Annotated in this window: 19 protein-coding genes; 14 read left to right on the top strand and 5 right to left on the bottom strand. The window is 57.9% G+C overall.

All coding sequences use genetic code 11. The features are described 5' to 3' along the window. Window positions 1–7: 7 nt before the first annotated feature. Window positions 8–1,306: an MASE1 domain-containing protein gene (locus W822_RS44235; RefSeq protein ID WP_031243695.1), complete on the bottom strand. Its 1,299-nt coding sequence runs from the start codon at window positions 1,304–1,306 to the stop codon at window positions 8–10. A gap of 116 nt (window positions 1,307–1,422) precedes the next feature. Next, window positions 1,423–4,140 (bottom strand): DNA polymerase I, encoded by a 2,718-nt coding sequence (gene polA / locus W822_RS44240; RefSeq protein ID WP_024007246.1) that lies wholly within the window; start codon window positions 4,138–4,140, stop codon window positions 1,423–1,425. On the opposite strand from polA, the gene W822_RS44245 reads away from it, so the two are divergent. Beyond that, the gene (locus W822_RS44245; RefSeq protein WP_024007247.1) at window positions 4,139–4,807 is read left to right on the top strand and encodes an LOG family protein; all 669 of its coding nucleotides are present in this window, start codon (window positions 4,139–4,141) and stop codon (window positions 4,805–4,807) included. The genes polA and W822_RS44245 overlap by 2 nt on opposite strands. Before the next feature lie 54 nt (window positions 4,808–4,861). Here the strand turns inward: W822_RS44245 and W822_RS44250 are convergent, their stop codons facing one another. Continuing rightward, window positions 4,862–5,119, bottom strand: coding sequence for a hypothetical protein (locus W822_RS44250; protein ID WP_024007248.1), 258 nt, complete (start codon window positions 5,117–5,119; stop codon window positions 4,862–4,864). A gap of 236 nt (window positions 5,120–5,355) precedes the next feature. Between W822_RS44250 and W822_RS46470 the strand changes: the two genes are divergently transcribed. From W822_RS46470 to W822_RS44310, 13 genes are all read left to right on the top strand, one after another. Then, the gene (locus tag W822_RS46470) at window positions 5,356–5,703 is read left to right on the top strand and encodes a hypothetical protein (protein ID WP_034281056.1); all 348 of its coding nucleotides are present in this window, start codon (window positions 5,356–5,358) and stop codon (window positions 5,701–5,703) included. Window positions 5,704–5,851: 148 nt separating this feature from the next. After that, entirely contained in the window at window positions 5,852–6,553 is a 702-nt protein-coding gene (locus W822_RS44255; protein WP_024007251.1) for a helix-turn-helix transcriptional regulator, read from the top strand. A gap of 148 nt (window positions 6,554–6,701) precedes the next feature. Further along, window positions 6,702–9,359: a leucine--tRNA ligase gene (gene leuS, locus W822_RS44260; RefSeq protein ID WP_024007252.1), complete on the top strand. Its 2,658-nt coding sequence runs from the start codon at window positions 6,702–6,704 to the stop codon at window positions 9,357–9,359. An 18-nt stretch (window positions 9,360–9,377) separates the two neighbouring features. Next, window positions 9,378–9,947, top strand: a complete 570-nt coding sequence (lptE, locus tag W822_RS44265; RefSeq protein ID WP_024007253.1) for an LPS-assembly lipoprotein LptE — start codon at window positions 9,378–9,380, stop codon at window positions 9,945–9,947. 5 nt (window positions 9,948–9,952) lie between these two features. Beyond that, entirely contained in the window at window positions 9,953–11,014 is a 1,062-nt protein-coding gene (gene holA / locus W822_RS44270; protein WP_024007254.1) for a DNA polymerase III subunit delta, read from the top strand. A gap of 7 nt (window positions 11,015–11,021) precedes the next feature. Beyond that, entirely contained in the window at window positions 11,022–12,302 is a 1,281-nt protein-coding gene (locus W822_RS44275; protein ID WP_024007255.1) for a glutamate-5-semialdehyde dehydrogenase, read from the top strand. A 7-nt stretch (window positions 12,303–12,309) separates the two neighbouring features. Beyond that, window positions 12,310–12,729 (top strand): CopD family protein, encoded by a 420-nt coding sequence (locus tag W822_RS44280; RefSeq protein ID WP_024007256.1) that lies wholly within the window; start codon window positions 12,310–12,312, stop codon window positions 12,727–12,729. Window positions 12,730–12,740: 11 nt separating this feature from the next. Beyond that, window positions 12,741–14,300, top strand: a complete 1,560-nt coding sequence (locus W822_RS44285) for a THUMP domain-containing class I SAM-dependent RNA methyltransferase (protein ID WP_024007257.1) — start codon at window positions 12,741–12,743, stop codon at window positions 14,298–14,300. Window positions 14,301–14,310: 10 nt separating this feature from the next. Then, window positions 14,311–14,841: an RDD family protein gene (locus W822_RS44290; RefSeq protein ID WP_031243701.1), complete on the top strand. Its 531-nt coding sequence runs from the start codon at window positions 14,311–14,313 to the stop codon at window positions 14,839–14,841. A gap of 95 nt (window positions 14,842–14,936) precedes the next feature. Further along, complete coding sequence (locus W822_RS44295) at window positions 14,937–16,274, top strand: AMP-binding protein (protein ID WP_024007259.1); 1,338 nt, start codon at window positions 14,937–14,939, stop codon at window positions 16,272–16,274. Between the two features lie 14 nt (window positions 16,275–16,288). Further along, window positions 16,289–16,810, top strand: a complete 522-nt coding sequence (locus W822_RS44300; RefSeq protein WP_024007260.1) for a gamma carbonic anhydrase family protein — start codon at window positions 16,289–16,291, stop codon at window positions 16,808–16,810. Window positions 16,811–16,832: 22 nt separating this feature from the next. After that, window positions 16,833–17,756, top strand: coding sequence for an Hsp33 family molecular chaperone HslO (hslO, locus tag W822_RS44305; RefSeq protein ID WP_024007261.1), 924 nt, complete (start codon window positions 16,833–16,835; stop codon window positions 17,754–17,756). A 158-nt stretch (window positions 17,757–17,914) separates the two neighbouring features. Continuing rightward, window positions 17,915–18,883 carry a TadE/TadG family type IV pilus assembly protein gene (locus W822_RS44310; protein ID WP_024007262.1) on the top strand — a complete coding sequence of 323 codons (969 nt, stop codon included), beginning with the start codon at window positions 17,915–17,917 and terminating at the stop codon, window positions 18,881–18,883. A gap of 143 nt (window positions 18,884–19,026) precedes the next feature. Here W822_RS44310 and ftsB read toward each other — a convergent pair whose 3' ends face one another. Both ftsB and eno read right to left on the bottom strand, forming a co-directional pair. Then, complete coding sequence (gene ftsB / locus W822_RS46240) at window positions 19,027–19,506, bottom strand: cell division protein FtsB (protein WP_024007263.1); 480 nt, start codon at window positions 19,504–19,506, stop codon at window positions 19,027–19,029. A 31-nt stretch (window positions 19,507–19,537) separates the two neighbouring features. Continuing rightward, a complete protein-coding gene (eno, locus tag W822_RS44320) occupies window positions 19,538–20,824 on the bottom strand; it encodes a phosphopyruvate hydratase (RefSeq protein WP_024007264.1) in 1,287 nt (428 codons plus the stop codon). Window positions 20,825–21,044 lie beyond the last annotated feature (220 nt).

Genomic DNA, 21,044 nt, shown 5'->3' on the forward strand with positions numbered 1-21,044 from the left:
GGGTGCACTAGCCTGGATTATGCCCGACGTCGTCATTTCCCGGCAGACGCAACAATCCATTGATCCGGTACACCTGATCATCCAGATCTGCCAGCGGCCCGCCGGTATCGACGACGCGAAAGCATTGATCCGTCGCGCTGCATATGCGAAAACGCAATTCGGCGGCTGCCGCCGCCGTCCGCACCGAGCTCCGCGCATCGAAGCCCTCAACAACCTGCGGGCGATCAGCCGGATGCACATGTTTGAGGAAAGCATCCAGTGTCGCCAGATCAGATGGCGTCAGACCCAACAGGCCGCGTGTATCTCCGGCCCAGATAAACTGCTGGCTGGCCGGGTCATACTCATACACCAGATGCTGGCTGCCCTGCAACGCCGCCTCGAACCGCAGCTTCCAGACCGCCGCGTCGCGCAAAGCGCGATTGCGCGTGGAAATAATCGCCGTCATCAGTAAACCGGCCAGGCAGGCCGCGCCAATATAACCCTGTACTTCGAGCAGACCGTTGCCGAAAAACGCCATGGAATCTGCAAAAGGCCCCTCGTTCTGGGCCGTGTTGAAGGCCGCCACCAGAGCCAGCACCAGGGTCGCCAGCGTCAGCCCGCGCTGGTCCCAGACCAGCGCCACCAGAACAACGAAAAGCAATGGCAGATACGACAGCTCATAGCTCTGGGAGCCCAGCACCGCAACGCTGGTCGGCCCATCAAAGGCCAGGGCCGCAGAGGCGACCAGCAGCACAAACCAGATCAGGCCGAAGTAGAAATTGGTTTGCGTTGATCCGCCCGAACGTCTGGCCCGGAACGCAGACCAGGCAATAACGAGAGGCGCTCCCACCAGGTTGCCGATCAAATCGGCAACAAACCAGGTGTAGACGCGCGTTGACGCTCCGGCATTCACCAGGCTGAGCCCCAGACTGTTCAACACCGTACCGACAATCGCCCCGACCAGCAACAGGCCAAGAAAGTACGCCAGATTGGAAGGGCTTTGCAGATTAAAGTGAGGCAGCACACGCTTGCGCCAGACTGCGGCTATCCCGCACATCACCACAAGATCGGTGAGCATGTAGACCAGTGACACGGGCAAGGCCCTGCCGGTCCACATGCCCGCCAGCAGGTGCAACGCGCCCGCGATCAGCACCCAGCCTAGCCAGTCTTTTCTACGACTGGCCATCAATGCCCCCAGCAGGATGCCGCCGGCGGGCCAGAGCAAAGTGGACTGGCTGTCGGGATCTCTGATGCCAATGCACAAAAAAGCCAGAACGCCATAGACGACAGCAAATAACGCCATTCTCAAGACGAGGGTATCTTTCATATATCGGGTCCAGTATCCGCTTTTGCCGCCGCTCTGAGGTACGTCGCGCGCTTGACGCCCATCATAACGCAAGTCCGCCTGCGGTCAAAGCAAAGCACGTATCCGGCAAGCCCGGTCTAATGCGCTTCTTCCCAATTGTTACCCACGCCTGTCTCGGCCACCAGCGGCACGGCCAGACTGGCCACATCACACATCAGGCCCGGCAAGGCCTGGCTGACCAGGTCCTGCTCTGCATGCGGCACGTCCAGCACCAGTTCATCGTGGACCTGCATGACCAGACGTGAACCCAGTTTTTCCTTTTCGAGCCAGTCCTGCACGGCCACCATGGCCATTTTGATCAGATCGGCCGATGTGCCCTGCATCGGCGCGTTGATGGCCGCCCGCTCGGCGCCGGCGCGGCGCGGACCTTTTGCATTGATTTCCGGCAACCACAAGCGCCGGCCGAATACAGTTTCCACGTATCCGTTGGCCGAGGCCTCTTTCTTGATGCGTGACATATATTCGGCGACGCCGGGATAGCGGGCGAAATACCGGTCAATATAGGTTTGCGCCGCATCGCGGGTAATACCCAAATTGGCGGCCAGTCCGAACGCACTCATGCCATAGATCAGACCAAAGTTAATGGCCTTGGCGGCCCGGCGCTGTTCGGCATTGACGTCAGCGGGCGCCACGCCAAACACCTCGGCGGCGGTTGCCCGGTGAATATCTTCCCCCTCGCGGAACGCACGCTGCAGATTGACGTCGCCTGACAAATGCGCCATCACCCGCAACTCGATCTGGGAATAGTCGGCGGACACAATCACGCCCCCGTCCGATGGAACAAACGCCATGCGAATGCGCCGCCCTTCTTCGGTACGCACTGGAATATTCTGCAGATTGGGATCCGAGGACGCCAGCCTGCCGGTAATCACGGCGGCCTGCGCATAATCGGTGTGCACCCGCCCGGTCGCCGGATTGATCATCTTCGGCAATTTATCGGTATAGGTCGATTTCAGCTTGGCCAGCCCCCGATAATCCAGCAGGGTGCGCGGCAATGGGTAATCTGCGGCCAGCTTTGCCAGCACATCTTCATCAGTAGAGGGCGCGCCCTTGGGCGTCTTGCGCACCACCGGCAGATTCATTTTGACAAACAGAATCTCGCCCAGCTGTTTGGGAGAATTCAGGTTGAACGGCTGGCCAGCCAGTTCGTAGGCCTTGTTTTCCAGATCAACCAGGGTTGCACCGATCTGCGCACTCTGCTGGCGCAACATGGACTCGTCAATGCGAACCCCCTGGCGCTCGATCAGGGTCAGAACTCGGGAAACCTGCACTTCCAGACGATAAATACGCTGCAGGCCTTCCTGTTGCTGCACCAGAGGCGCAAGTGCCCGATAAAGCTGCAGCGTGAAGTCGGCATCTTCGGACGCATAGTGGGTCGCTGTTTCGATATCTACTTCGTCAAAACAGATCTGTTTGGCCCCCTTGCCGCAAATGTCCTCGTAGGTGGTGCCGGTACGGCCCAGGTAGCGTTGCGCCAGTTCCTGCATGCCCACATTGCGATGCGACTCAAGCACATAGGCCATAAGCATGGTGTCGTCTTCAATGCCTGCCAGTTGAATGCCTTCGTTCAGAAAGACATGGCTGTCGTACTTGGCGTTATGCAACACCTTGGCGGCCGCCGCATCTTCCAGCCAGCCGCGCATCGCTGCCAGTGTCTGGGTTTTATCCAGTTGCACACCGGCTCCCGTACCACGGTGGGCCAGCGGAATGTACCAGGCAGACCCGGGTTCGATGGCAAGTGAAATACCAACCAAACGCGCCTGCATCGGGTTCAGGGACGTGGTTTCGGTATCAATGGCGACCAGCGCTGCCTGTCGGATGGCATCGAAACAGGCACGGAATTTTTCCTCGGTGTCGACCGTCAGATAACTGACCTGCGCCGGCGCCTCGGGCAGATTCTGCGCCACACGGGCATCCTGCTCCGGCATCCGGTCGGCATCGCCGGTCAGCTCGCGCAGCCAGGTGCGAAAACCATAACGATCATAGATGGCGGTGAGCGTGGGCACATCGGGTGCCTTGGGCAACAGGTCCCCGATTCCCTGCATGAACTCGGCCAGCTCGCAGTCGCGCCTGACGGTAATCAGGTTGCGGGTCAGCTCAAACTGGGGAATGGCATCACGCAGATTCTGGCCCGCGACGCCCTTGATACTGTCGGCATTGGCCACCAGATTATCAAGACTGTCATACTCACTGAGCCATTTCACGGCAGTCTTGGGCCCTACTTTGGTGACCCCTGGCACATTATCCACGGCATCGCCGATCAGCATCAGATAGTCCACGATCCGATCTGGCCGCACGCCGAACTTGCCAAGCACCCCGGCCTCGTCCAGCTTTTCGCCCGTCATGGTGTTGACCAGCGTAATATGGGAATTGACCAGTTGGGCCAAATCCTTGTCGCCAGTTGATATAATGGTATGGATATCGGATCGGGCGGCCAGATCCGCCAGTGTTGCAATTACATCGTCCGCTTCCACGCCCGCTGCAGCAATAACCGGCCAGCCCATTGCGCGTATGGCCTCATGAATAGGTGCAGTCTGCACAGCAAGATCGTCCGGCATGGGCGGCCTGTCCCCTTTGTATTCCGGGTACAGATCATCCCTGAAGGTTTTCCCCTTTGCGTCGAAAATACATGCGGCGTAATCGGCCTTATAATCATCAATGCATTTGCGCATCATGTTTATCACGCCATAAAGCGCGCCAGTCGGCTCCCCCCGCGCGTTGCGCAAGTCGGGCATGGCATAGAAAGCGCGGTACAAATAGCTTGATCCGTCAACAAGTAACAAGGTTTTTTTCATGTCAGTAACAAAAGCAACAACGATTCAGGGTCAGATAAAAGAGATTACCAGCGAGCTGGAAACAGCCGCCGTCCGTCTCAAGGATTTGACCGCAGCGGTGAGCATTTTTGGCAGTGCACGGATCCGGTCAGATTCGCCCTACTATACCAAAACGCAGGAGATCAGCGGCCTTCTTGCCAAGGCCGGCTTCAATGTTATTTCCGGTGGCGGTCCCGGCATCATGGAAGCGGCCAATAAAGGCTGCCATGAAGCCGGTGGCACCAGCATCGGCCTGAACATCGAATTGCCTCACGAACAAAAAGACAACCGCTACCAGACCGACAGCCTGTACTTCAAATACTTCGTCTCGCGCAAGACCACCTTTTTCATGAACAGCGCAGGCTACATCATTATGCCAGGCGGATTTGGAACGCTGGACGAAATGTTCGAGGCGCTCACACTGATCCAGACCGGCAAAGCCAGCCGCGCGCCGGTCGTCTTTGTCGGCACCGAATTCTGGCAAGGCCTCATGGACTGGATACGGGATCAGCTGGTAACGAACAAGCTGATTTCGGAACACGATCTGGATCTGTTCATTGTCGAAGACGATCCGCAAAAAGTGGTCGAACACATCCAGACCCGCCACCAGCAATACGTACTGGATGCGACCTGCATCGGGCTTTGCTGACCCGTCTGCAGGGGCGGTGCGCGTCAGTCAGCGTTCACGCGCAGGTGACAACCCTTATTCGGCAGGTGGTTTTTGCTTTGGCGGGGGCCGGCAAATCACCTGCACAACGGGCAGCTCTTCCTGAACAATATCGCGCGACATGACCTGTCCTTTTTCCTGTGCGCAGGACTGCTCCATTTTTTTCATGCACGCAGCAGTATCGGTTTTGCAGGGCAAAATAAAATGGATATCATTCTGGTCATAGATGGCTTTCGATGCGCAACCGGACAGCGCCACAACCGCCACGACCGGTAACATGAAATGACGAAGCATCGGATCTCCTGTAATAGCCTGACCCGCACACTCACAGATACATACGCATCCGGCTCAGACCCATAACTGATGCAGCATCATAACCCAGCCACCGTGCGCATGGCGCCGGCACAACCAGCCATCCTGCATTTTTTACAATGCTTGCAAACAATTGCATTTGTTTCCGCAACCAGCCGACACGTAGTATGCTAGATTTTCGATACTCTCACTCCATTCTTTTCCGGCGCGCAATGTCAATGAAATCCAAACCTGCCCTTCTTTTTCTTGGCGTTCTGCTGTTGACCGGCTGCTCCACCGGCTTTGGCGTCAGTGTGCCGCTGGTCAGTGGCCTGTCCCTGGGCATAGGCAGCGGCGGCGTCAGTCTGGGGACCGGGCTGGGACCTGTCGGTGCCGGTGTGGGTATTGGTCATGGCGGGCGGGTATCGGCGGGAGCCGGTGTAGGCGTGGGTGTCGGCGCGGGTCTCGGCGGCGGCGCCACTGCGGGTGTCGGGACCGGCGTGGGTACCAGCACCGTTCTGTATGACCCGCAGGCTCCGACTGAAGCGGCGCCCCAGACCAAGGCTGATTTGTACGGCGGCAACTGACCACAAGACGTGCTCCGACCGGCGGCCGGCCCGGCACCGCCCATGCGGCGCTATGGGATACTCCCTGTCCCTTCATGCGCAAATTGACCATTCACTTTCACCCCTGTTCCGATACGATCAATATTCCGTATTCGAATAAGGGGTCAGTATGTCTACCGATACACACACCGTTTTTAGCCTTACACAGGACGAACCGGCACAAATGGCCTTTATCAATCGCGCACTTGCCATGCTGGATTTCGACTGCTTTGATTATGTACAGCGATTTCCTGTTCCCTTTACCTCGCCGCGCTACCAACACCTGGGCACCATTCCCGATGCATTGATCCGGGTCGGTGACTACCATCTGATCCACGACACGGTCATTCCACTGCTGATGCAGCGCGAAACCATGCAAATATGGGAACGCAAGGACTTTTATGCCAGCCATCCCGAACTGGCGCAACAGACCGGCGAAAATTTTTATGGCCTGGTTGCCCCCTGCTCCAATCTGGTGGGCAATACCCGGGCGGCACTCACACTGATCCGATTAAACCGTCCCATCAATGCGCAGGAGTTTGCCAGCGATCGAACCGCTTGCGGGCTGCTCGTCTACGCCTTGCTGCACACCTGCCAGATGATTTTGTCCCGACGCCATCGGCAGCAGGAAGGATGGGATCTGAACCGCCGGCAGATCGAGATACTGAACTGGATCGCCGATGGCAAAAGCAACGACGATATCGCCCTGATCCTGGGCATTTCCACCCATACGGTCAATTACCACATCCAGCAGATTTTGGACAAAACCGGGACTCAGAACCGGCATAACGCGGCTATGAGCGCACTGGCCGCCGGCGTCATTCCTGCATAGAATTTGCAGTTGGACCGGCATCGCACACGGTTCGATCGCGTAGCCTCTATAATAATGGGTTAATCCCATTCTTTTCGGACGCCGAATCGTGTCGCCCGGCCATTGCCGGCCCGCAGCTGCCTGCGTCCCATTTTGTGCGAACTTATACATGCAGGATCACTACCATCCCACCGACCTTGAACAAGCGGCCCAGAAAAACTGGCAGGAACGCGACGCCTATCTCGTGACCGAACATGCGAAGGACGCAAGCGGCAACGAAAAACCCAAATTCTACGCCTGCTCCATGTTGCCCTACCCCAGCGGCAAGTTGCATATGGGACATGTGCGCAACTACACCATCAACGATATGATGACGCGTCAGCTGCGCATGCGTGGTTTCAACGTGCTGATGCCCATGGGCTGGGACGCCTTCGGCATGCCTGCAGAAAATGCGGCCATCAAATCGAAAGTGCCGCCCGCCAAGTGGACCTACGACAATATCGCCTACATGAAAAAGCAGATGAAGGCGATGGGACTGGCCATCGACTGGTCACGGGAAATGTGCGCCTGTGACCCGCAATATTACAAATGGAATCAATGGCTTTTTCTGAAAATGCTGGAAAAAGGCATTGCCTACCGCAAGACGCAAGTGGTGAACTGGGATCCGGTGGATCAGACGGTGCTGGCCAATGAACAGGTGATTGACGGTCGTGGCTGGCGCTCTGGCGCGCTGGTCGAAAAGCGCGAAATTCCAGGCTATTACTTGCGCATTACAGATTATGCCGAAGAACTGCTGAATCAGGTGAACCACAACCTGCCGGGCTGGCCCGAGCGCGTGCGCCTCATGCAGGAAAACTGGCTGGGTAAAAGCGAAGGGGTTCGCTTTGCGTTTACCCATAACATTCGTGATGAACAGGGTACGCTGATCCAGGACGGGCGCATGTACGTCTTTACGACACGGCCCGACACCATTATGGGCGTCACGTTCTGCGCGGTCGCACCCGAACATCCGCTGGCCGCGCATGCTGCAGCTGGCAATCCGGCCCTGGCCGCCTTCATTGAAAAATGCAAGCTGGGCGGCACGACCGAAGTCGAAATGGCCACTCGTGAAAAAGAAGGCATGCCAACCGGCCTGAGCGTGGTGCATCCCCTGACCGGCGAGTCGGTTGAAATCTGGGTCGGCAATTACGTACTCATGAGTTACGGCGATGGCGCCGTCATGGGCGTGCCGGCGCATGACGAACGCGATTTTGCCTTTGCGCTCAAATATGCGCTTCCCATCAAACAGGTGGTGCAGGTCGCCGACAAACCGTTCAGCCAGACCGAATGGCAGGACTGGTATGGCGACAAGCAGCAGGGGCGCGTGGTCAACTCCGGCCAGTTCGATGGCCTGACATACAGTGAAGCCGTTGACGCGGTTGCCCGTGCATTAAACGAAAAAGGGCTGGGCGAAAAACAGACAACCTGGCGTCTGCGCGACTGGGGCATCTCCCGACAGCGCTATTGGGGCACGCCCATCCCGATTATTCACTGCGACAGCTGCGGCCCGGTACCGGTGCCCGAGGCTGATCTGCCGGTACGCCTGCCTGAAAACCTCATTCCGGACGGCAGCGGAAATCCGCTGGCCAAAGACGAGGCCTTCCTGTCATGCACCTGCCCGTCCTGCGGTAAACCCGCAAGACGCGAAACCGATACCATGGATACCTTCGTGGACTCCTCCTGGTATTTCATGCGCTATACCTCTGCGGGTAACGATCAGGCCATGGTCGACCAGCGCAATGATTACTGGATGCCGATGGACCAATATATCGGCGGCATCGAGCACGCGGTATTGCATTTGTTATATGCCCGGTTCTGGACCAAGGTCATGCGTGATCTGGGATTGTTGAACTTTGATGAACCGTTCACCCGCCTGCTGTGTCAGGGCATGGTATTGAACCACATCTATTCACGCCGCACGCCCCAGGGGGCCGTCGAGTATTTCTGGCCTGAAGAAGTCACCAATACCTACGACGAAAAAGGCGCAATTTCAGGCGCCACACTGAACCGGGACGGTTCTGCCGTGCAGTATGGCGGCGTCGGCACCATGTCCAAATCCAAGAACAACGGCGTGGATCCTCAGGCCCTGATCGACACCATGGGCGCCGACACGGCACGCTTGTTTGTCATGTTTGCCAGCCCGCCTGAACAGACGCTGGAATGGTCCGATTCCGGCGTAGACGGTTCACACCGCTTTTTGCGACGCCTGTGGTCTATTGCCCATAACCTGAAAGAACGGATACTGGCGGCACCGACCGACATCTGCGATTTCAGCCAGGCCGACAAAGCCGTCAAGGATTTGCGCCTGCAGGCCTACTCCCTGCTGCGTCAGGCCAATTACGATTACGAACGCATCCAGTACAATACCGTTGTGTCTGCAAACATGAAGCTGCTCAATGCCATTGACAGTGCAACACTTGCCGAAGGGGCCGTCGAAAACGCAGCCCTGCGCGAAGTCATGGGCATTCTGATTCGCATGCTGTACCCGATCGTGCCGCACGTCACCTGGCATTTGTGGAACGAGCTGGGTTACGCGCAGCAATACGGTGATCTGCTTGACGCTCCGTGGCCCGAGATCGACGAGAGCGCACTGGTTGCGGATGAAATCGAACTCATGCTGCAAATCAACGGCAAGCTGCGCGGTTCGATCCAGATTCCCAATGGCGCCGATCGCGAACATATTGAAAGCGTGGCCAAAAGCCATCCTTCCCTGGAAAAGTTCCTGGAAGGACGTCCACCGAAACGTGTTATCGTGGTACCCGGCAAACTCGTCAATATCGTTGGTTAATTTGAGCAGGTGAACACCATGGTGTATTCTACTTCTTCCTTGCGCTGGTATCAGGCTGCGCTGGCCGCCCTCCTGCTGTGCCTGGTGCTGGCCGGCTGCGGCTTCAAACTGCGTGGCACCAAGCCGCTGCCCTTTACCACCATGTACACCAATATTGACGAAAACTCCCGATTTGGCGCCTATTTGCGCCGCTCGCTCAGGGCCAGTTCGCCAACTTTGCAATTTGTAGATTCAACAGCCGGCGCGCAAGTCACGTTGTCGCAATTGGAAAGAACACAGTCGCAACGCGAGGTCTCGCTTAACGCCCAGGGCCAGGTCGAAGAATACGAACTGACCCTGCGCCTGACCTTTCAGCTGACCACCAGCAGCGGCCAGTTGCTGATTGCCCCGTCAACCCTGACTGCCACGCGTACCCTGCCGTACGACGAAGCCAATTCGCAGGCCAAGGCCCAGGAAATGGTCACGCTGTACCAGGACATGGAAGCGCAGATGGTCAATCAGCTGGTCCGGCGTATCAGTTCCGATGACGTCATCAACGGCTACAACCAGGGCGGCGCAACAAGCAGTGATGCGCAGTTCGCGCGGTAGGCGCAATGGCCGGACAGACCCTCAGTTACGAGCGCTTCATCGCCGATCTGGCAAAACCGGACGTCTCGTTGCAGCCACTTTATGTGATCAGCGGCGACGAACTGTTGCTGCGTAATGAAGCCCTGGATGCATTGCGTGCCGCCTGCCGACTGCAGGGGTATACCGAAAGGGTCTCGCTCAGCCTGACCGCGACGGGCCCCTGGAATGCCATCGAAGAAAACGCGCAATCCATTTCCCTATTCGGCGATCGCAAGCTGATGGAAATCGAACTGCCTACCGGCAAGCCGGGCAAAACCGGCGGCGAAGCGCTGACGGCGCTGGCAACGCGTGCCGCAAACCAGCAACTGAGCGACCTGTCCGTAGTCCTGGTCCTGCCGCGTGCAGACAAGGCCATGTCCTCGGCCAAATGGTATACCGCCGTTGCACAGCAGGCGGTGGTTGTCAGCACGCCGGTCATCAGCCGTGAGCAATTGCCCGCCTGGATCCAGAGTCGGCTCAAACGGCAAAAGCAGCGCGCCGATGCCGCCACACTGGCCTGGATTACCGACAAGGTTGAAGGCAACCTGCTGGCGGCCCATCAGGAAATACTCAAACTCGGACTTCAGTATCCCGAGGGTGACCTGACGCTGGAAGACGTGGAAAACGCCATTCTGGACGTCAGCCGCTACAATGTCTTTGACATGAGCCATGCCATTCTGCGTGGCGACGGCCAGCGCGCACTCAAAGTGCTGCATGGCCTGCAGGCCGAAGGCGAAGCGCTGCCCATGGTACTGGGGCTGCTCACTTATGACATCCGCAATCTTTACACGCTGGCGCAGGAAAGGCAAAATGGACACAATCCGCGCAATCTGACACGCAAGCTCGGCCTGTTTCCGCCCAAGGACCAATTAATCATCAATACACTGGACCGGCTGCCGTTTTCGCAGATCATGGGGCTGGTCCAGCACGCTCACGACATTGACCGCCTGTTCAAGGGCTTCCCGGCAGACGGGCGGCTGACCGACCCCTGGCAGGAAATGGCCCGACTGGTGCTGCGTATGGCCGACGCAACCGTAACTACCCACTGATTCCATTATGACGACCGACACGAGTACAACAACGACCCTGGATGCAGACATGCTGGCTTACGGCCAGCAGGCCAGGGCCGCCTCCCGATTACTGATGCGCGCCGACGACGCCCAGAAATCGGCCGCCCTGCTTCATATCGCCAGCCGCCTGCAAGCGCAGGCCGAGGTGCTCAAGGCAGAAAATGCCCAGGATGTTGAAAAAGCCCGAGCAAATGGCCTGGAACCGGCCATGCTCGATCGCCTGACCCTCTCTGACAAATCCCTCGCGCTGATGGCGACCGGCCTGCGCCAGATCGCCGCACTGGAAGACCCGGTCGGCAGTCGCAGCGAAACTCGGATCAGGCCCAACGGCATGCGCGTGTCAAAAATGCGCATTCCACTTGGGGTAGTCGGTATTATTTATGAATCGCGTCCCAATGTCACCGTCGACGCAGCGGCGCTATGCCTGAAATCCGGCAATGCGGCCATTTTGCGCGGCGGCAGTGAAGCCTTCTGCTCCAACCAGGCATTGGGCCAGATCATCCAGGAAGGGTTGGCCCATGCCGGGCTGCCCACGCATGCCGTCCAAACCATCAACACCACCGACCGCGCAGCCGTAGGGCGCCTGATCACCCTCGCGGACTACGTGGACGTCATCATTCCGCGCGGTGGCAAGGGGCTTATCCGGCGTCTTGAAGCCGAGGCGACCGTGCCCATGATCCGCCACCTCGATGGCAATTGCCATGTTTATATTGACCGTGACGCAGACCTGAAAATGGCCCATGACATCGCCTTTCAGGCCAAAACCTATCGCTATGGCGTTTGCGGCTCCATGGAAACACTGCTGGTGCATCAGGATGTCGCGCAACAAATCCTGCCTGCGCTGGCCGCTGCCTATATCGAAAAAGACGTGGAACTCAGAGGCTGCGAGCGCACCCGGCAACTGGTTCCCCAGGCCGCGCCGGCTACAGACGAAGACTGGGCGACCGAATACCTGGCGGCCATCCTGGCCATTCGCATTGTCGATTCCATTGATGAGGCCATGGTGCATATTGCCCGGTGGAGTTCCGGCCACACGGAAGCCATCGTCACCGACAGTCTGACCGCGGCCAACCGGTTTCAGCGGGAAGTCGACTCCAGCTCGGTGTATGTGAATTTACCAACGGTATTTGCCGACGGCTTTGAATACGGCCTGGGAGCCGAAATCGGCATTTCCACCAATCGCCTGCATGCGCGGGGGCCGGTTGGCCTTGAGGGTCTGACAACTTATAAATGGGTACTCGAAGGCAACGGTCAGTTGCGCGGGTAAAAATCGTATGCTTTGGATCAAATCGCTTCATATTGTGTTCGTGGTGGCCTGGTTTGCCGGGCTGTTCTATCTGCCGCGCATCTTTGTCAACCTGGCCCAGCAACCCCAGGACGGCCCGGTCTACCCGGTCCTGCTGGGCATGGCCAAGCGATTGCTGCGTTTTACCACCATGCTGGCAGTCCCCGCTGTGGCGTTTGGACTGATTCTGATGCTGTACTACCGGATCGGACTGACCAATGGCTGGCTGCACGCGAAGCTGCTGTTTGTTCTGCTGATTATCGGCTACCATCACGCCTGTTTTCGCATCTATAAAAAGTTTGAACTGGGCCGCAACCAGCGCGACCATGTCTTTTACCGCTGGTTCAATGAAGTACCGGTATTGCTGCTGCTGGTGGTGGTCATTCTTGTGGTCACCAAACCTTTCTGAAAAACCTAGCCATGACCGACGATAATACGCCTCCTGCCCGCAAGAAACTGAGCCTTGGTCGTTCTCCACGCCCTGAAAACGACAGTGAGGACAAACCCCGGGTACGGTCCGGCGCCCGGGCACGCGCTGTGGCCCAGAATCGCCTGCGTACAGGCGAGGCCCAAGCCCAGGCCAGGCCTGCCCGGCCTCAGCGCGCCCTGCCGGAGCGACAATCGGATACACGCGCACAGCGCGCAAACCCGGTACGCGAAGCACAAGGACCGCGTCTCAACCGGGGCGCACCCGCCCGTCCTGTCGATCACAAGCGCAGTTTCGCCAAGGGCGACGGCGTGCAGGACAAGCGCAGTACGGCCAGACCCAAAGACAACACCGAGCGTACCGGACGCACACAAAGGCAATCGGCTTCCCGCCCTTCCTCACGCCTGACCGAAACCTTTCGCGTCTTTGCGCCCTGCCCGCAGGGTCTCGAAGAAATTCTGTGTGAAGAAATGCAGGCGCTGGGCTTCGAACACGTGGAAAAGGGGCGCGCAGGCTGCGCCTTTGAAACAGACTGGGCCGGTATTTTGCGCGCCAACCTGTATTCCCGGCTGGCCACCCGCATTCTGGTGCAGGTGGGACACGGCCTGGTACTCAAGGAAGACGACATTTACGAACTGGCCTACGATACGCCCTGGGAACGCTGGTTCGGCGCCGAGCATACGCTGCGGGTTGACACGTCTGCCATACAGAGCCCGATGAAAAGCCTTATGTTCTGCAACCTGAAGGCCAAAGACGGAATCTGCGACCGTCTGCGCGACCGTGAAGGCGAACGACCCAGTATCGATACCGTCAGGCCCGACGCACGGGTCCACCTGTTCCTGACCCGGGATTCGGGCACGCTGTACCTGGATACCTCGGGCGAGTCACTGTTCAAGCGCGGCTGGCGCCTGGACAAGGGCGAGGCCCCGCTGCGTGAAAATCTGGCGGCCGGCATTCTGGCCCTGGCCGGCTGGGATCCTTCCCAACCGTTACTGGACCCCTTTTGTGGCAGCGGCACCATTCTGATTGAAGCCGCCTGGATCGCCCAGGGTGTGCCGCCGGGCATCAACCGTCCTTTCGGATTCGAGCGACTGCGCAACGCTGACGCCCGACAATGGTCCGCACTCAAGGAAGACGCCCACAGTCGAATCGCGCCGCAACTGGAGACTCCGCTTTTCGGTTGCGACCTGAACCCCCACGCGCTGGAAGCCGCCCGTGAAAATCTGGCGCGCGCCAATCTGGCGCCCGATTCTATTCAGTTTGCGCGGGCCAACGCGCTGGATCTGCAGCCGCCCATGAATAGAGGCTGGCTGGTCACCAACCCGCCCTACGGCGAACGCCTGGACGAGCAGGACGACAAATTCTGGCGCGACTGGTCTGCCTGCCTGAAACAGGAATTTGCGGGATGGCAGGTTCACGTGATTTCCAGCGACCTGGAACTGCCCGGAAAACTGCGCCTCAAACCCCGGCGCCGTACGCCACTGTACAATGGCGCCCTTGACTGCCGCCTTTTTGCATTTGAAATGGTTGCCGACAGCTACCGCAAACCCTGATATTGACCGCATGAACTCCTCTGCTCCTTCTGACGCGACCCGGTTGTCGCGCCGCCCTTCCCGCCTGCGCCTTTTTGCCTGCATGATGTACGAAGCCGTCCTGCTGTTTGGCGTGGTATTTTTTACCGATTATATTTTCGACACCCTGACGCAAAGCCGCAGTGGCCTGATGCTGCTTGGCCCGCGCCAGGCCGTGCTGTTTGTGGCCATCGGTCTGTATTTCGTGCTGTGCTGGAGAAAGCACGGCCAGACGCTGCCCATGAAAACCTGGAATATCCGCCTGGTTGACCGCCAGGGCGGCAAGCCCACCTGGGGACAGCTGGTGCTGCGCTATCTCCTGTGCTGGCCGATCCCGCTGGCAGGCGCCTATCTTGTCTACGTCGTCTCGGCCTCCCTGGGTTGGCCGTCGGTCACCATGTTCATTGTGGTCACGCCATTTCTGAATTTTGTCTATAGCTGGTTTGACCGGAACGGTCTGATGCTGCATGACAGGCTGGCCGGCACCCGTCTGGTCGATCTATCCCCGGCGGCGATTCAATGATAGAATCAGAGGTCCATGGGCAACGTGCAGGATCATTTTTGCACGCATTGCCCTACTTTATTAGCACTCCCGATTCTGATTCTTTACGCCACCTTATGACCGATCATTATTCGTCACTCTACAAATCATTTGAATGGCTGGTGCCCACGGTATTCAATATAGCCGATGCCTGTTGTCATCGCTGGGCCTCCAGCCCGCACGAAGCCCGTCAGGTCGCCGTTTATTTCGAAGATCAGGTAGGGCAGCTGACATTACTGACCTACGGGCAGTTGTCCGAAAAGGTCAACAAGCTGGCCAACGGCTTTATCCGCATGGGTATTCAGCCGCAAGACCGCATTGCCGTTGCCCTGCAGCACTCGGCCGAAAGCGCCATCACCCAGCTGGCCGTCCTGACGGTCGGCGCTATCGTCGTGCCCCTGACCGCCTCGCTGACGGGTCCTGAATATGCGGAAAGACTGCATGACTCACAGGCGCGGGTAGCGGTGGTGGACAAGCATTCCATCACGGCGCTCATGTCTGCCGTGGATAATCACTCGTCGGTCAAACAGATCATCGGCATTCACACTGATGATGATCGTATTATTTCCTGGCGCACCCTGCTGGCGCGGCAACCTTCTACCTTTACCCCGCACGTGGTGAGCGCCGCGACCCCGGCAATCCTGATTTATCCGGCCCCCTCGGAAAACCAGCCATTGCGCGGTGTGCTGCTCGATCACAGTTCCCTGATCGGCACCCTGCCTGGCTTTGTCGCGTCTCAAAACTGGTTTCCCAAAACCAACGATATTTTCTGGACCTCCTACGACTGGAACAGTCCCAACGGGCTGCTGAATGCGCTGCTGCCGACCCTGTACTTCGGCAAATCCATTGTCGGTTGTCCGGCCGGGCGCACCATTCCGCGACTATTCACCCTGCTCGAACATTACCAGATCACCAATATTTACGCCTCGGGCCAGGATCTGGAGCGTATTCGCGCTTATCCCGATGCCCTGGAAGAATTCGAACTGGCCATCCGCAGCATCAGTTGCCAGGATACCGACTACGAGCCGGCCCTGGGCGAATGGGCCAGACAACGCTTTGGTATCGATATCAACATCGTCGCGGCCCCGCTGGGCTTTGGCTATATTATTGGTGAAAGCCAGGAAAAATGGGCGCCTCGCGCCGGCAGCATGGGCCGCGTCTATCCGGGCCACCGTATCATGGTGGTCGATGAAGCCGGCAAACCCGTGAAAACGGGCCAGAATGGCTGGATCGCCGTCAACCGGACTGATCAGAATGACTATCCCGATCCGGCCGTCGCGCTGCAATACTGGTCCGGTGCCCAGATTCACCCGTTGCAGGCCGAACCCCTGGAATGGATTCCCACCGCGATTCGCGGCCATATTGATAAAGATGGCTACGTATGGCGCGACACCACGACCACAACGGGCGAGTAACGGAGTAATAAACCATGGCGGTATATCAGATCGATGAGCTGGCACCCACGATTGATCCCAGCGCTTTTGTTTTCGAAAGCGCAACGGTTATCGGCAACGTCACGCTGGAAAAAGACGTCAGTATCTGGGCCAATGTGGCCATTCGCGGCGACAATGCGCCGATCGTTATCCAGGAAGGCAGCAATGTTCAGGAAGGCAGTGTTCTTCATGTTGACGAAGGCGTTCCGCTGACGATTGAAAAGAACGTCACCGTTGGCCACCAGGCCATGCTGCATGGCTGCACCATCGGCGAAGGTTCACTGATCGGCATGCAGGCCATCGTACTGAACAATGCGCGCATCGGCAAAAACTGCATTATCGGCGCCGGTGCCATCGTCACCGAAGGCAAAGACATTCCCGATGGTTCACTCGTGATCGGTATCGGCAAGATTGCCCGTACCCTGAGCGACGAGGAAATCGCGACCATCCACAAAAATACGGCTCACTACGTAAAACAGGGCCAGCGCTACAGCCGGAGTCTCAAACGCCTGGCGTAACACCGGCTGCGCGCCATTTATCATGACAACTGACCATTTACAGAAGTACCTCCTGGAAGATCGCAGCACCCGCATCCAGACCGTCGACCTGACCGAAACCTGGCTGACCGGTCTGGCCCACCAAAGCTACCCGCCGGTCGTACGCGACCTGCTGGGTCAACTGTGCGCCGCCTCGGTACTGCTCGCCTCCAATATCAAATTCAACGGCTCACTCGTTCTGCAGCTGCAGGGCGACGGGCCTTTGGCGCTGATCGTGGTTGAGTGTCAGTCCGACCTGAGCCTGCGCGCCACGGTTCAACTGCGACAGGAACTGGTGGTGCCCGACAATGCCACCTTCCAATCCTTGCTCAACAGTAACGGCAATGGCCGGTTCATTGTCATTCTGGACCCAGCAGACCGCCAGGAAGGCCAGCAACCCTATCAGGGCGTTGTTCCCATGCAGGGTGATTCGGTGGCCCAGGTCCTGGAGCATTACATGAAGCAGTCCGAGCAACTGGATACCCGGATCTGGCTGGCCGCCAACGGCAGCCGTGCGACCGGCCTGCTGCTGCAAAGGCTGCCCGATCATGGCGGGACAGCCGAAGATACGGAAACGCACCACGAGTCGTGGCAACGCGCCGGTATTCTCGCCCAGACGCTGACTACCCAGGAAATGCTGAGCGAATCACCCGATACCCTTATACATCGGCTGTTCTGGGAAGAGCCGCTGCTCACGTTCGAACCCCAGCCGGTGCGCTGGTTCTGCCCGTGCACCCGCGAGCGTGTCGCCAATATGCTGAAAATGCTGGGGCAGGCTGAAATCGAAAGCATTCTGAGCGAACAGGAAAAAGTCGATATTGCCTGCAACTTCTGCGGCAAACCCTATTCTTTCGACGCCATCGATTGCGCCCGTCTGTTTATCGACGGGCAGTCAAGCGCAGACCCGGACAAACCCGTCGAACACTGACGGGGCGCTGCCTGCCATCCGGTGCTGGGTCAGATGATCCAGTGCCACAAGCCACACTATACTTTTTTTCATCAATTGCGCACACTGGCAGAATGATGAACATTCTGCCTGCTACCTCTTTGCGCACCTGCCCTTGCCCGCCTGAGCACTTATCTGCCATGACACGCCGCGGCAAACCTCGGCATGCCGACAGGGCTTTGCTGCGACGCCAGCGCGGCGTCGGCACTATTGAATTTCTTGTCGCCGCTGTTCCACTGCTGTTTTCCGCCATGGCCACCTTTGAAGCGTCGCGCTGGTATATGACGCGCGAAGCCGTCAATCTGGCGCTGCTTGAGGCGGCTCGCGCGGGCAGTGTCGCACATGCACGACCACAAGCGATTGAAAACGCCTTTCTGAACGGCCTGACGCCTTTATTTGCATCTGCGGGACAGGGTCGCAACCCGCAAGCCCGCATGATGTTCGAGCTGGATCAATTTGAACAGACAAGCGGTGGTCTGGCATGGGACATCACCATCCTGCATCCGTCGGCAGCGGAATTTGCCGACTTTATGCAAAAAGACCTGCCCATCGCCCTGACAACCGGCCTGCCGGCCATCAATAATCACTATCAATTCCGGCAACATCAACAGCACGGCAAAGGTCAGCTGTCAGGCAGCACGATCTATGATGCCAACACGCTTCAATTGCAGGTGCGCTATCTGTACCAGCCTGTGGTGCCGGGCATGCGTACCCTGCTGCGCAGCGTCTTTTCAGCCACGGGTCTCGCCAACTCAGCAGCGGCGACTCAAGGAGCCTTGCCCATCGTCTCGGCAATCGCAATCGAAATGCAGTCGCACCCCGTATTCTGGCAGTCCGGCGAAACCCGCCACGTGCATTATGCGCAGCGTGCGGGCCTGGCTGCCAACAGACCCGCAGCACCCCCCCATACGCCGCAAAAGCCGCAGACCTCTGGTGTCCACAACCGGACCGAACCCGCCGGGCAGACATCCGGCGCAAAACCATCGGTCTCGACTGCAGCCAGTGATGCCTCGAACGCTTCGGCGCCGGAGGTAGCCTCGCGCAATGGTGCTGGTATACAAGGTGCGCCTGAAGATCTGCTGATCAACGAATCGGCCTGCCGGCCTTGAATCATTTTCTTAATTTATTCTCAACTGCTCGGCCGTTAGAGCGACGGACTGTTAATCCGCAGGTCACTGATTCGTACCCGGTTCGGGGGCCGTCAATCTACGGGGACTTGGTACTCAGTCGTTCAAGCTATTGTTTCTACAGATTATTGTTGTTGAGATCTGGACGACGTGGCTGATTTGGGCTGTGCAGATTTTGTGCGCCCCTGGTTCGCGCCGGATTTTGCCTGCGTCCGGGCATTGGCGGTTGTTTTGGCCGCCGCCTTGGGTTTGTCTGCGGCCGCTACTTCAGCTTTTTTGCCGTCAGCCGGCGCCGGTACTTCATAGCTGACCGGCACCTGCGGCTGCGGCTCATTAGGCGTCAGGATCTGGACGTAGGTCTCGTCCTTCTTGATCATGCGCATCTCAATGCGCGCACGATCTTCCAGCGCGTCCGTGCCTGTTTTAAGGTCATGAACCTCGGCGTCCATTGCGTTGTTACGTGCCAGCAGAGCCTTGTTTTTTTCTTCCTGCAGCTCCAGCTGCTGCTTGAGCACTGTCACGCGCGCCCAACCTTCTTCGCCCCACCACAACGGGTATTGAATGGCAACACAAGCGACCATCAGGGCAAGGTAGAGTAAGCGCATGACAAGGTCTCAATGCTCGCGCAAAAAGCGCTTAGCGGATGTTGTAAAACGCATCCAGACCCGGGAAGCGGGCCACTTCTGCAAGTTCTTCTTCAATCCGAAGCAACTGATTGTATTTGGCCATACGATCGGAACGCGACAGCGAACCGGTCTTGATCTGCATGGCATTGGTGGCCACGGCAATATCGGCAATGGTTGAATCTTCGGTTTCTCCGGAGCGGTGTGAAATCACGGCGGTGTAGCCCGCGCGCTTGGCCATTTCAATCGCAGCAAAGGTTTCTGTGAGCGTACCGATCTGGTTGATCTTGATCAGAATAGAGTTGGCAACCCCTTTCTGGATCCCTTCCTTCAGAATTTTGGTGTTGGTCACGAACAGATCATCGCCCACCAACTGCACTTTCTTGCCCAGTTGCTCGGTCAGCACTTTCCAGCCATCCCAGTCGTTTTCGGCCATGCCGTCTTCGATGGAAATGATGGGGTACTTATCGCACCAGGATGCCAGCAAATTGGCAAATTCCGCTGAAGTCAGGGAAATATTGCCTTCGCCTGCCAGATGATATTTGCCGTCACGGAAAAATTCCGAGCTGGCGCAATCGAGACCCAGCGCGATCTGTGTGCCCGGCTCGTAGCCGGCTTCGGTAATGGCGTTCAGAATCAGGTGGATGGCTGACTCGTGGTTGGCCACATTGGGCGCAAAACCACCTTCATCACCTACTGCCGTAGACATGCCATGGCCGTGGATCAGTTTTTTCAGGGCATGGAATACTTCTGCACCCATGCGTAGCGATTCACGGAAACTGGTGGCGCCGACCGGCAGGATCATGAATTCCTGCATATCCAGCGTGTTGTTTGCATGCGCACCGCCATTGATGACGTTCATCATGGGTACAGGCATGCTCATGGGGCCGCTGCCACCGAAATAGCGATACAGGGAAAGACCGGATTCATCGGCAGCTGCGCGGGCCACGGCCATACTGACGGCCAGCAATGCGTTGGCGCCCAGGCGTTCCTTGCTCTCGGTGCCGTCCAGATCGATCAACGTATGATCGATAAAGGTCTGCTCCTGAGCATCCAGTCCCATCAGTGCTTCGGAAATTTCGGTGTTGACGTTTTCTACCGCCTTCAATACGCCCTTGCCCAGGTAGCGGGATTTGTCGCCGTCGCGCAACTCAATGGCTTCACGCGCGCCGGTTGAGGCGCCAGAGGGCACCGCAGCCCGACCCATAACGCCGGATTCAAGCAACACGTCACACTCTACCGTCGGATTCCCGCGGGAATCCAGAATTTCGCGACCGATAATATCAACAATTGCACTCATGGTTATGACTTTCCTGCCTGATAAACAGTAATTTTGATGGGATTTGATTGCGTAGATTGTACCTTACTCAGCCAATCTTGTAATTTTGCACGCAGGGGCAATCAAACTTGTATCGTATTTTTTACAATTTTTGCCTGATGCCACCGGCTCGGAACTTGACTGTCAAGGCCACCGTCCTGTCCCGTCAGCTGCCAGTTGCAGCGCTCCCGGTCAGGCACTC

This window comes from Advenella kashmirensis W13003, assembly GCF_000506985.1.
Classification (GTDB): Bacteria; Pseudomonadota; Gammaproteobacteria; order Burkholderiales; family Burkholderiaceae_B; genus Advenella; species Advenella kashmirensis_A.